Here is a 12,573-nt window from a genome sequence, read left to right on the forward strand (position 1 = left end):
GCGCAGCGTCGTTTCCGGTGGTGCCTGATGGATCGGGTTGTGGCTTTCATTACGGTTCTCTCCGCCTGCGGTGACTGACTACTGCCGATCACCAATCACGCATCACCCATCACGAAATGGTTCCCACCAGCTTCAACCGCTTGTCCTCGGGAACCTCGCTGTAGGCCAGCACCGACAGCGAGGGCACGCTGTGGCGGACCAGGCGGGCGAGGGCGGCGCGGACCGAACCCGGTACCAGCACCACCGCAGGCTCGCTGCGGGCTTCCTGCTTGGTCACCACGTCGGACAGGCTCTGGTGCAGGCGTTCCGCCAGCCCCGGTTCCAGTGCCGCACCGGTTCCCTGCGTGCTGTCCTGCAAGACGCGTTCCAGATTGGGCGCCAAGGTATAGACGGGCAGTTCGGGCGCCATGCCCGAGATCTCTTGCACGATGAAGCGCCCCAGCGAGGTGCGCACCGCGGCGGTCAGCGCGGCCGGGTCGGTGTTCTGCGGGGCGAACTCCACCAGCGACTCGACGATGCGGCGCAGCTGGCGGATCGGCACGCGCTCGATCAGCAGGTTCTGCAGCACGCGCACCACGGTGGACAGCGGCAGGGCCTTGGGCGTCAGGTCCTCGACCAGCTTGGGCGCGCTGCGGCCCAGGTTGGACAGCAGCTGCTGCACTTCCTCGTGGCCGAGCAGTTCCGGCGCGTGTTCGCGCACCAGGTGCGACAGATGGGTGGCCACCACCGTGGCCGGATCGACCACCGTATAGCCCAGGGATTCGGCGGTGGCCTTCTGGTGCGGCTGGATCCACACCGCGTCCAGGCCGAAGGCCGGGTCCTTGCCGGCGATGCCGTCGATGGGACCGAACGCGCCACCGGGGTCCAGCGCCAGTTCGCGGTCCGGGTGGATGTCGGCCGACGCCACCGGCACGCCGTGCACCAGCAGGCGGTACCCGTTGGAGGGCAGTTCCAGGTTGTCGCGGATATGGACCGGCGGGATCAGGAAGCCCAGGTCGTGCGTCAGCTTGCGGCGCACGGCCTTGATGCGCGACATCAGTTCGCCGCCCTGGTTCTTGTCCACCAGCGGGATGAGGCGGTACCCGACCTCGAGCCCCAGCGGATCGACCGGGCGCAGTTCGTCCCAGGTCAGCTCGGCATTGCGGTCGGGGGCGCCGGGACCGGGCAGGGCGGGCACGTCGCCGTCCGCCGCCTCGGGTCCTTGCTGGGTCCGCTTCCACATCTTCCAGGCCAGGTAGCCGATGCCGGCGGCCAGCGTCAAAAAGGCGACGTTGGGCATGCCGGGCACCAGGCCGACCAGCCCCAGCACGCCGGCCGCCACCGCCAGCGCCTTGTGCTGGCCGAAGGCCTGGCCCATCACCGCCTTGCCCATGTCTTCCGAGCGCGAGGCACGGGTGACCAGCATGGCCACGGCCGACGACACCAGCAGGGCGGGCAACTGGGCGACCAGGCCGTCGCCGATCGACAGCAGGGTGTAGGTCGAGGCCGCTTCCGCCGCCGGCATGCCGTGCTGGAACATGCCCACCGCGAACCCGCCGACCAGGTTGATGAACAGGATGAGGATGCCGGCGATGGCGTCGCCGCGGATGAACTTGTTGGCGCCGTCCATCGAGCCGTAGAAGTCGGCTTCCGCGCGCACTTCCTCGCGGCGCGCCTTGGCTTCCTCGCGGGTCAGCACGCCGGCGTTGAGGTCGGCGTCGATGGCCATCTGCTTGCCGGGCATCGCGTCCAGGATGAAGCGGGCCGACACTTCGGCGATGCGGCCGGCACCCTTGGTGATCACCACGAAGTTGATGATGGTCAGGATCGCGAACACCACGATGCCGACGGCATAGTTGCCGCCCACCACGAATTCGCCGAACGCCGCGATGACCTTGCCGGCGGCGTCATGGCCGTTCTGGCCGTTGAGCAGGATGACGCGGGTGGACGCCACGTTCAGCGCCAGGCGCAGCATCGTCGTCATCAGCAGGATGATCGGGAAGATGGTGAAGTCCAGCGGCCGCTTCACGTAGATCACGGCCAGCAGCACCACCAGCGAGATGGCGATGTTGAAGCTGAAGAGGGCGTCCAGCACCGGCGGTGCCAGGGGCACCACGATCATGGCGAGCAGCGCCAGCACGACCAGGGGCGCGCCCAGGCCGTTCTTCACCACGTCCATCAGCCGCAGGCCGGCGCTGGGTTGCGCGCTCATGCCTTGCCCCCGTGCTCATCGATGTCCACCGCCGGCAGGTCGGGCAGCGGCGCCTGGCCGACGCGCCAGGCGCGCAGCTGGTAGACGTAGGACAGGATCTGGGCAACGGCGGCGTACAGTCTCACGGGAATCTCCCGGCCAATCTGTCCTTCGCGATACAAGGCGCGTGCCAGTGGCGGGGCCGAGACGATGGCGATGCGGTGGTCGTCGGCGATCTCGCGGATGCGCATGGCCAGTTCGTCCACGCCCTTGGCGACCACCGTGGGCGCGCCCATCTGGCCGCTTTCGTACTTCAGCGCGACGGCGTAGTGGGTCGGGTTGACCACGATCACGTCGGCCTTGGGCACGTCTTCCATCATCCGGCGCTGCGACATCTGGTGCTGCATCTGGCGGATGCGGCCCTTCACTTCGGGGCTGCCTTCGCTTTCCTTCATTTCCTCGCGCAGTTCCTGCCGGGTCATCTTCAGCTTCCGCATCCAGTTCCATTTCTGGTACGGGGCATCGATGGCCGCCAGCAGGATCAGGGCGCCGGTGGTCGCCAGCAGCAGCGTGCTGGTGAAGCCCAGGCCGCTGCGGATGGCCTGTTCAAGCGGCATGGTCAGCAGTTCGCGCAGCGGATTGAGGCCCAACTTGATGCAGATCGTGGCCGCGCCACCGATCAGCACCACGCGCAGCAGGGACCGGAGCAGCTCGGCGACGCTTTCCGCGCCGTACAGGCGCTTGATGCCGGCCATCGGGCTGAGCCGCGTGAAATCGGGCATCAGCGACTTCTGCGAGAAGCGCAGGCCGCCCATCAGCGCCGGGCCGGCGACACCGGCCAGGATGCAGACCAGGGCGACCGGCGCCACCACGGCCAGCAGCTTGAGCAGCAGCAGGCCGGTGTAGCCGAAGAGCTGGTCGGGCTGGCGCATCAGGCCCGGTTCCGGGCTCAGCGCGATCTTCATCCAGCCCAGCGTGTTGCGGCCCAGCGAGGGTGCCATCGCGATGACCGTCAGCACGCCCGCGCCGAACACCGCCGCCGTCGCCAACTCGCGCGAGCGCGGGATGTTGCCCTGTTCACGGGCATCGCGAAGCCGTTTCTCGGTAGGAAGCTCTGTGCGTTCGCCGCTTTCGTCCTGCTCGGCCATGACTGTGTTCCGACGGGGTCATGGCGGGTGCTGCAAGAGTTGTTCCAGACCGGCGTCAACGCGGCACAGCGCGACTGGCATCTCACCCGTGTCCGCGAGCTGCGGCGACAATGCGCGCCTGTTTCCCAGGCCAGGAGGCCCCATGTCGATGACTCCCCGCATCCTGCTGGTAGCCGTTTTCCTGCTGCTGCCCAGCATCGCGACGGCTGCCCCTCCGCCGGCCGGCCGTGGCCTGAATGCGGTCATGGATGCCCAGTTCCATCGCGCCGTCGCCGCCGACCCGGAACTGGCCAGCCTGGTCGGGGCGGGCACCGACGACAGCAATGCCCGGCTCACAGACATCTCGCTGGCGCAGCGCGAGGTGCTGCGCGCGCAGATGCGTGGCTTCCTTGCGGAGATCGAGGGCTTCGATCGCAGTGCACTGACCGGACAGGACCGCTGGAGCCACGATGCCGGCCGCTGGTTCTACCAGCGCCAGCTGGAACTGCTCTCGTTCGACTGGGCACCGGCCTGGATGCAGCTGTCCGCCGGACCGTACGCGGTGGACCATCTGTTCGGCATGGCGACGATGCTCCCGCGCACGCTGGATGCCAACCATGCGGTCCGCAGCGAAGCGGACGCGCGCCGTTACGTGCAGCGCCTGCACGCGGCGCGGACCAAGCTGGACCAGCTGAAAGCCAATGTCGACATGCAGGCCGCCCACGGCGTGGTGCCGCCGCGGGTCGCGCTGGAAGGGGCGGCGGGGCAGATCCGCGAACTGATCGAGCCAGCACCCGCGCAGAGCGTCTTCGTGGTGTCGCTGGCGCGCAAGCTGGACAAGCTGGACGGCCTGGATGCACCCACGCGCGCGCGCCTGCTGTCCGAGGCGGCGGCCGCGGTGGAGGACGACGTGAATCCCGCCTATGCGCGGCTGCTGGCACGGCTGGAGCAGGCCATCGCCGCGCAGCCACACAGTCGTGGCCTGTGGGCGCTGCCGCAGGGCGATGCGTACTACGCTGCCGCCCTGCGCTGGTACACCAGCACCGACATGACGCCCGAAGAGGTGCACGCGGTGGGTCTGGCGGAAGTGGCACGCATCGAACAGGCAATGGACGCGCGCCTGCGCGAACTGGGCCTGGCCGACGGATCGCTGGTGGAACGCATTGAACGCCTGAACCGCGATCCGCGACGCCGCTACGAGGATTCCGACGCCGGCCGCGAGGCGTTGCTGGCGGACGTGCGCACGCGGCTCAAACTTGCCGAGCCGATGTTCCCCGCCTTGTTCAGCCGCCTGCCGACCCAGGCGCTGGACGTGCGCCAGGTGCCGGACTATGCGCGCGCCGGCGCACCGGGCGCTTACTACTCGCCGCCTGCACAGGATGGCTCGCGGCCGGGCATCTTCTTCGTCAACCTGGGCACGATGGACCTCAACCGCTGGACCCTGCCGACCCTGGCCTACCACGAAGGCGCGCCCGGCCATCACTTCCAGGTTTCGCTGTCGCAAGGCCTCGAAGACCTTCCCATCCTGCGTCGCACGCTGAACCTCAGTGCCTTCTCCGAAGGCTGGGCGCTGTATGCCGAACAGCTGATGGCCGAGCAGGGCGTCTACGCCGATGATCCTGCCGGCGACCTCGGACGCCTGCAGGCGGAGATGTTCCGCGCCGTGCGCCTTGTGCTGGATACCGGCCTGCACCGCATGCGCTGGACACCGGAGCGTGCGATCGCCTACCTGCGCGACAAGACCGGCAAGAGCGAATCCGAATCGCAGGCGGAGGTGTACCGGTACCTGGTGCAGCCCGGCCAGGCCAGCTCGTACAAAATCGGCCAGCTGAGGCTGCTGGCGCTGAGGCAGCAGGCACGCGAGCGCCAGGGCGCGGGCTTCGACCTGCGCGCCTTCCACGACACGCTGCTGCTGAACGGTGCGCTGCCGTTGTCGGTGGTGGACGGCGTGGTGGAGGAATGGATGCAGGATGACGCAGCTAAGAAGTGAAGGGCGGGCTGCGGCTCGCCGGTTGTCATTGTCTAACGCCGTCGCTGGCGGCTAGGATGCGCAGCGATGCTCCGCTTCCTCCGCCACCGTTGGGTCCGTCTGCTGCGCCTGCCCGCACTCGCGGTGCTGTTGCTGGCGGTGCTGGCCAACCCCGTGCTGGCGTCGCTGGGCGACCTGCACGAGCTGGGCAATGGCAGTGAACACCTGCATGCCGTCAGCGATCATGATGATGGCCTCACGGACGACGACCATGGCCATGCCGATGGCGACATGGGCGAAGGCGACCTGCTGCATGCACTGATGCATGCCAGCCATTGCTGTGGTCACCTCACCGCGGTCATGCCCGCCGCGATGCGGGTGCCAGCGATGATCCTGCCGGCCGCCGCCCCGGTCACCGACACGCTGCCGGTGCCCTTCGCACCGCCAGGCTCCCTGCTGCGTCCTCCGATCGCCGCCTGACGCCTTTACCGGGCTGACGTTCCGTCGCCCGCGTCCGTCACCGACTTTCCGGAGAGCTCCCATGTGGTTGCGACTGGCGGCATTGGCCGCCTTCGCGATCGTGCCGTGTGTGCATGCACAGGTGCGATCGCCCGCTGTATCCCCCGAAACACTGACGCTGAATGACGCCATCGCGCGCGTCGCCCGCCTCCATCCCGATCTGCGCCTGTTCGGTGCCCGCACCGAGGTGCTGCTTGCCGAGCGCGATGCCGCGATCCGTCGCCCGCTTTTGAGCGCCGGCGTCGAGGTGGAGAATGCGCTGGGTACAGGGGATGCCCGCGGCTTCTCCACGGCCGAACTCACGCTGACATTGGCCGGCGTGCTGGAGCGGGGTGGCAAGCTAAATGCCCGTCGCACACTGGCACAGGCACGTATCGATGCCCTGTCCGTGCAGCGCGAGGCACAGCGCCTCGACCTGCTGGCCGAAGTGGCGCGCCGCTATCTGGTCGTCACCTCCGCGCAAGCGCACCACGGGATCGCCGCGCAGGACATCGCGCAACGCCGCCGTACCGTCGCGGCCGCGCGGCAGCGTCTGCAGGCGGGTGCATCGCCGGAATCCGTGGTGCTCACCGCACAGGCGGCACTGGCACGCGCGGAAATGACGCTCGCGCGCGCCGCGCAGCAGCAGGATGCCGCGCGTCAGCATCTGGCGGCCCTGTGGGGCGAGCGCGAGCCGCGGTTCGCGGTGTCATCGGGCGATCCGTTGACGCTGCCCGCCATCGACGACATGCAGGCCCTGGCCGCCTTGCTGGAAGGCACGCCGGAACTTGCCCAGTTCGCCGATGAACATCGCCTGCGCGAAGCCCGCCTGCGCCTGGCGCGCAGCACCGCGACCCCCGACCTCGACTGGCAGGTCGGCGTGCGCCGGCTGCAGGACAGCAGCGACATGGCCCTGACTGGCAGCTTGTCGCTTCCACTGGGAAGTGCGCGCCGTGCCGGCCCGGAGATCCGCGCCGCCGAGGCCGACCTGGCCGCGCTGGCGATCGAGCGTGAATCACGCGACATCGCCCTGTACGCCACGCTCGCCGACGCGCACGGTCGCTACCGCGTTTCGCAACTGGAAGTGCAGCGCGTGCGCGACGAAGTGCTACCGCGCCTGATGCGCGCCGAACAGGCGGCGGAGCGCGCGTACCGCGCCGGCGCCATCGGTTACCTGGAATGGGCGCAGCTGCAATCCGAGACCACCTCCACACGACGCCAGCAACTCGAGTCGGCGCTTGAAGCACACCGCGCGCTGATCGAACTGCAGCGCCTGACCGGGCAGGCCCTCGTGGCCCAGCCCGCCATCCATGCACAAGGAAGCACGCCATGACCCTGCGAACACTCACTGGCGCGTTTGCGCTTTCCCTGATGCTGGCAGGTTGCGGCGGCGCCACGGACGGGCACGGCCACGAAGAAGAGGGTGCGCACGACCAGGCCGACGCGGCACGCGGCGAACACGGCGGCCGTCTGTTGAAGAAGGACGGCTTCACCATCGAATTGGCGATCGCGGAAACGGGCACGCCACCGAAGTACCAGGCCTGGCTGTACCGTGACGGCAAACCCCTGCCCGCGAACGCTGGCAGCATCGAAGTTCGCCTCGTTCGCCTGGGTGGCGTGCGCGAGACGCATGTGCTGGCACCGCAGCCGGACGGCAGCCTGCTGGCGAAGACCGTCGTGGGCGAGCCGCATTCCTTCGATGTCGAGGTGGTGGCGCAGGTCGAAGGCAAGGCATTGCGCTGGGCCTACGACAGCTATGAAGGCCGCACCACCATCGCCGCGAAGATCGCCGGGGAATCCGGCATCCGTGTGGCGCCGGTGCAGGCCGGCACCATCGCCGACGAGCATGAAGTGCAAGGATTGCTGACGCCGGTGGAAGGTCGCGTCGCCAACATCGCTGCACGCTTCCCCGGCCCCATCCGCCGACTGGCCGCCAACGTGGGCGACCGCGTGCAGGCCGGCCAGACGATGGCCAGCGTGGAAAGCAATCTCAGCCTGACCACGTATGCCGTCACCTCGCCGATCACGGGCGTCGTGCTGGCGCGGCATGCGACCGTAGGCAGCGTAGCGGGCGAGGGCGCCACGTTGTTCGAAGTGGCGGACCTGTCCACCTTGTGGGTAGACCTGCACATCTTCGGTGCCGATGCGCAGCACATCGTGCCGGGCGTGCCGGTGACGGTGACGCGGTTGAGCGACGGGGCCACCCTGCAGACCACGCTGGAACGGGTGCTGCCGGGAACGGCGACGGCCAGCCAGAGCACCGTCGCCCGGGCAACGCTGGAAAACGCGGATGGCCTGTGGCGTCCGGGTTCCGCGGTCAAGGCGCGTATCACCGTGGAGCAGCAGCCGGCGGCAATGGCGGTACCCGTCGCCGCGCTGCAGACCTTCCGCGACTGGGAGGTGGTGTTCGTGCGTGTCGGCGACACCTACGAAGTGCGACCTGTCGAACTCGGCAAGCGCGATGCGCATCAGGTGGAAGTGTTGTCGGGCCTTGAGGCCGGCGACCAGGTGGTGGTGGAGCAGAGTTACCTGGTGAAGGCCGACATCGAGAAGTCGGGGGCATCGCATGACCATTGAACGGTCCCTTCCGGCATCGCGCGGCGTGCTGGAACGCATCCTGCGTTTCGCCATCGCGCACCGCTGGCTGATGATGGCGCTGACAGTGGTGCTGGTCGCGGTGGGTGCCTGGAGTTTCAGTCGGCTGCCGATCGACGTCACGCCGGACATCACCAACGTGCAGGTGCAGATCAATACGCAGGTGGACGGCTATTCGCCGCTGGAAGCGGAACAGCGCGTGACGTACCCCATCGAGACGACGCTGACCGGACTGCCGGGGCTTGACCATACGCGTTCGATCTCGCGCTATGGCCTGTCGCAGGTGACGGTGGTGTTCAAGGACGGCACCGATCTCTACTTCGCCCGCCAGCAGGTGGGCGAACGTCTCCAGCAGGTGAAGTCGCAGCTCCCTGCCGGGCTGGAGCCGGGTATGGGCCCCATCGCCACCGGCATGGGCGAGATCTTCATGTACACGGTCGACGCCAGCGCAGACGCCCGCAAGCCGGACGGCACGCCGTATACCGCCACCGACCTGCGCACGCTGCAGGACTGGGTAGTACGGCCGCAGCTGCGCAACGTCCCGGGCGTGACGGAGGTCAACACCATCGGCGGTTTCGCGCGGCAGATCCACATCACGCCGGACCCGGCACGACTGGTCGCGCTCGGCTTCACGCTGCACGACGTGGTGCAGGCGGTGGCCAGCAACAACCAGAACGTGGGCGCGGGCTACATCGAACGCAACGGCCAGCAGTTCCTGGTGCGTGCGCCGGGCCAGGTGGCCGACTTGGAGGGTATCCGCGACATCGTGCTGGACCGGCGCGAAGGCGTGCCGATCCGCGTGCGCGACGTGGCACAGGTGGGCGAGGGGCCGGAACTGCGGACGGGCGCGGCCACGATGGACGGCAAGGAGGTCGTGTTGGGTACCACGTTCATGCTGATCGGTGCCAACAGCCGCGACGTGGCGCAGGCCGTGGCCGCGCGACTGGCCGACGCCAACCGCAGCCTGCCCGCGGGCGTGCGCGCCGAGGCGATGTACGACCGCACCTCGCTGGTGGACCGCACCATTCGCACGGTGGCGAAGAATCTGGTGGAAGGCGCGGTGCTGGTGATCGTGGTGCTGTTCCTGCTGCTGGGCAACGTGCGCGCGGCGCTGATCACCGCGGCGGTGATTCCGCTCGCCATGCTGTTCACCCTGACCGGCATGGTGCGCGGTGGCGTGTCGGGCAACCTGATGAGCCTGGGGGCGCTGGATTTCGGCCTGATCGTGGATGGCGCCGTCATCATCATCGAGAACTGCCTGCGCCGCTTCTGCGACCTGCAGCATGCGCTGGGTCGCCTGCTGACGGATGAGGAGCGCCTCGACGCCACCGCGTCGGCGACGGCGGAAGTCATCCGGCCCAGCCTGTTCGGCCTGGGCATCATCACGGCCGTGTATCTGCCGATCTTCGCGCTCACCGGCGTGGAGGGAAAGATGTTCCATCCCATGGCGATCACCGTGGTGCTGGCACTGAGCGGCGCGATGGTGCTGTCGCTGACCTTCGTGCCGGCGGCCATCGCGCTGTTCATGCGCGGCCGTGTGCAGGAGAAGGAAACCCGCGTGATGCGATGGGCACGCCGTGCGTACGCGCCGGCGCTGGCATGGGCGCTGCGTCGGCGCTTGCTTGTCGGCGCGGGTGCCGCGTCGCTGGTCGTGGTATGCGGGCTGCTCGCCACGCGGCTGGGGACCGAGTTCGTGCCCAGCCTGGACGAAGGCGATATCGCCATGCATGCCATGCGCATTCCCGGCACCAGCCTGGACCAGGCGGTGCGCATGCAGGCGACGCTCGAAGGACGGATCACCCGGTTTCCGGAAGTGCACCGCGTGTTCGGCAAGCTGGGGACGGCGGAAGTGGCCACCGATCCGATGCCACCTTCGGTGGCGGATACCTTCATCATGCTCAAGCCGCGTGCCGAATGGCCCGACCCGCGCAAACCCAAGTCCAGCCTGGTGGCGGAGATCGAGCGCGCGGTGCAGCAGATTCCCGGCAACAACTACGAGTTCACCCAGCCCATCCAGATGCGCATGAACGAGCTGATATCAGGCGTACGCGCGGACGTGGCCATCAAGGTCTACGGTGATGACCTGGATGCCCTGGTTGCATTGGGTGAGCAGATCGAACGCGTGGCGAAAACCGTCGACGGCGCAGCCGACGTTCGGTTGGAGCAGGCGACGGGGCTGCCCTTGCTGACGATCACGCCCGATCGCCAGGCGCTGATCCGCTACGGACTCAATCCCGGCGATGTGCAGCACACCGTTGCCACCGCGGTGGGCGGTGAAGTGGCAGGGCAGCTGTTCGAAGGCGACCGTCGTTTCGACATCGTCGTGCGCCTGCCCGAGGCGTTGCGCCAGGATCCTGCTGCGCTGCACGACCTGCCCATCCCGTTGGGACGCAGCGACAACCAGGACGAGTCCACCCGTTCCGCGGCATGGGGTTCCGGCACGCCGGGCACGGTGCCGCTGCGCGAGGTCGCGAAGATCGGCATCACGCTGGGGCCCAACCAGATCAACCGCGAGAACGGCAAGCGCCGCGTGGTGGTGACGGCCAACGTGCGTGGCCGGGATCTGGGCGGATTCGTTGCGGAACTGCGACAGGAGATCGATGCCGGGGTTCAGGTGCCTGCCGGCTACTGGGTGGACTATGGCGGCACGTTCGAGCAGTTGATCTCGGCAAGCCGGCGCCTGGCCATCGTGGTGCCGGTGACGCTGGTAGTCATCTTCGCGCTGCTGTTCTGGGCATTCGGCTCGGCGAAGGATGCCGTGATCGTGTTCACCGGGGTTCCGCTGGCACTGACCGGCGGCGTGGTGGCGCTGGCACTGCGCGGTCTGCCGTTGTCTATCTCGGCCGGTGTGGGTTTCATCGCATTGTCCGGCGTAGCGGTACTGAACGGACTGGTGATGATCACCTTCATCCGCAAGCTGCGTGAGGATGGAATGCGGCTGGACCAGGCCGTGATGGACGGCGCACTGGGCCGGCTGCGTCCGGTGCTGATGACGGCGCTGGTGGCTTCACTGGGGTTCCTGCCGATGGCGCTCAATGCCGGTGCCGGCTCGGAGGTGCAGCGGCCGCTGGCCACGGTGGTGATCGGCGGCATTGTCTCGTCCACGCTGCTGACGTTGCTGGTACTGCCCGCCCTGTACCGCTTTCTGCACGGCGAGCGCACCGCGGGGCGCAACCGCTCCGCGGGTCAGAACAACCCGTCGGCGATGACGTAGCTGTCGCGGCCGTTGGACTTGGCCCGGTAGAGCGCCGTGTCCGCGCGGGAAAACCAGTCGTGCCAGGTCTTTTCCTGTTCGCGCAGCATCGCCGCGCCCAGTGAGATGGTGATGCGGCCGCCCGGTCCGCGCAGGCCGCCGCGCACGGCCTTGCGCAGGCGCTCGGTGGCCGATTCCAGGTCGGCACCGGTTTCCAGTTCCAGCAGCGCGACGAATTCCTCGCCGCCGAATCGGAACACCTGGTCGTTGCGCCGCATCTCGAAGCGCAGGATCGAGGCCAGGTCGGCGATGGCGGCATCACCGGCGGCATGGCCGTACAGGTCGTTCACTTCCTTGAAGTGGTCCAGGTCGAGCACGACCAGTCCGTAGCGGCGTCCGTTGCGCTGGAACGCGTCCACGGCATCGGCGAGTGCGCGTTCCATGCTGCGGCGGTTGGGCACGCCGGTCAGCGCGTCCATCGCGGCGAGCTTTTCCAGCCGCGCGCGGTCGCCCTGGGTGCGCTTGGCGAAGATGTAGGAAAACCCGGTGATCAGCAGCACGCTGACCGCCACCGATATGGCATGGAAGCCGTCATGGAAGAAGTCGGGGATCAACTGCACCCCGACCAGGATGGCCACGTTCGCGGATACCGCCAGCCAGCGGTTGGCGATGAAGAAGTTGGTCAGCAGGACCAGGTAGATCCACGTAAGCGCCGCATGCCCCACCAGCAGGCAGGCGGTCAGGCATCCCGCCGAGTTCAACACGCAGAGCGCGGCGCCTGCCCGCAGGCCGTCGCCGCTGCGCCATGCGTAGACCACCGGTGCCAGCACACAGGCCACGATGCCGAGATCCATCAAGGCAAGCAGGGGCTGGCCGCTGAGCCAGCGGTAGATGCCGAAGACAGCGATGGTGACGCCGGTGATCGAACCCAGCAGGACGATGATGTCCAGTCTGAAGTCGCGGCGTTTCGGCTTCATGGTGAGGGCGGGATGGACAAAGGAGGTGTCGGTGGATTCGTCGT

The 12,573-nt window shown here is 68.1% G+C and carries 8 protein-coding genes; 5 read left to right on the forward strand and 3 right to left on the reverse strand.

From position 1 onward, the window contains the following. Nucleotides 1-109 precede the first annotated feature (109 nt). Both flhA and flhB read right to left on the reverse strand, forming a co-directional pair. Nucleotides 110-2,191, reverse strand: coding sequence for a flagellar biosynthesis protein FlhA (gene flhA, locus OVA13_RS03395; protein ID WP_267792409.1), 2,082 nt, complete (start codon nucleotides 2,189-2,191; stop codon nucleotides 110-112). Next, nucleotides 2,188-3,318, reverse strand: coding sequence for a flagellar biosynthesis protein FlhB (gene flhB / locus OVA13_RS03400; RefSeq protein WP_267792410.1), 1,131 nt, complete (start codon nucleotides 3,316-3,318; stop codon nucleotides 2,188-2,190). The genes flhA and flhB overlap by 4 nt, the downstream gene beginning before the upstream one ends. Before the next feature lie 142 nt (nucleotides 3,319-3,460). Between flhB and OVA13_RS03405 the strand changes: the two genes are divergently transcribed. From OVA13_RS03405 to OVA13_RS03425, 5 genes are all read left to right on the forward strand, one after another. Further along, nucleotides 3,461-5,287, forward strand: a complete 1,827-nt coding sequence (locus OVA13_RS03405) for a DUF885 domain-containing protein (protein ID WP_267792411.1) — start codon at nucleotides 3,461-3,463, stop codon at nucleotides 5,285-5,287. A gap of 66 nt (nucleotides 5,288-5,353) precedes the next feature. Next, nucleotides 5,354-5,746 carry a DUF2946 family protein gene (locus OVA13_RS03410; protein ID WP_267792412.1) on the forward strand — a complete coding sequence of 131 codons (393 nt, stop codon included), beginning with the start codon at nucleotides 5,354-5,356 and terminating at the stop codon, nucleotides 5,744-5,746. Between the two features lie 61 nt (nucleotides 5,747-5,807). Continuing rightward, entirely contained in the window at nucleotides 5,808-7,097 is a 1,290-nt protein-coding gene (locus tag OVA13_RS03415; protein WP_267792413.1) for a TolC family protein, read from the forward strand. Further along, nucleotides 7,094-8,341: an efflux RND transporter periplasmic adaptor subunit gene (locus OVA13_RS03420; protein WP_267792414.1), complete on the forward strand. Its 1,248-nt coding sequence runs from the start codon at nucleotides 7,094-7,096 to the stop codon at nucleotides 8,339-8,341. Before OVA13_RS03415 ends, OVA13_RS03420 begins: the two co-directional genes overlap by 4 nt. A 25-nt stretch (nucleotides 8,342-8,366) precedes the next feature. Next, nucleotides 8,367-11,573 (forward strand): efflux RND transporter permease subunit, encoded by a 3,207-nt coding sequence (locus OVA13_RS03425; RefSeq protein ID WP_267793617.1) that lies wholly within the window; start codon nucleotides 8,367-8,369, stop codon nucleotides 11,571-11,573. Here the strand turns inward: OVA13_RS03425 and OVA13_RS03430 are convergent. Further along, nucleotides 11,546-12,529, reverse strand: coding sequence for a GGDEF domain-containing protein (locus OVA13_RS03430; RefSeq protein ID WP_267792415.1), 984 nt, complete (start codon nucleotides 12,527-12,529; stop codon nucleotides 11,546-11,548). The two genes, OVA13_RS03425 and OVA13_RS03430, sit on opposite strands and share 28 nt — an antisense overlap. Nucleotides 12,530-12,573: the final 44 nt, after the last annotated feature.

Origin of the sequence: Pseudoxanthomonas sp. SL93 (assembly GCF_026625825.1) — a bacterium.
Taxonomy (GTDB): Bacteria; Pseudomonadota; Gammaproteobacteria; order Xanthomonadales; family Xanthomonadaceae; genus Pseudoxanthomonas_A.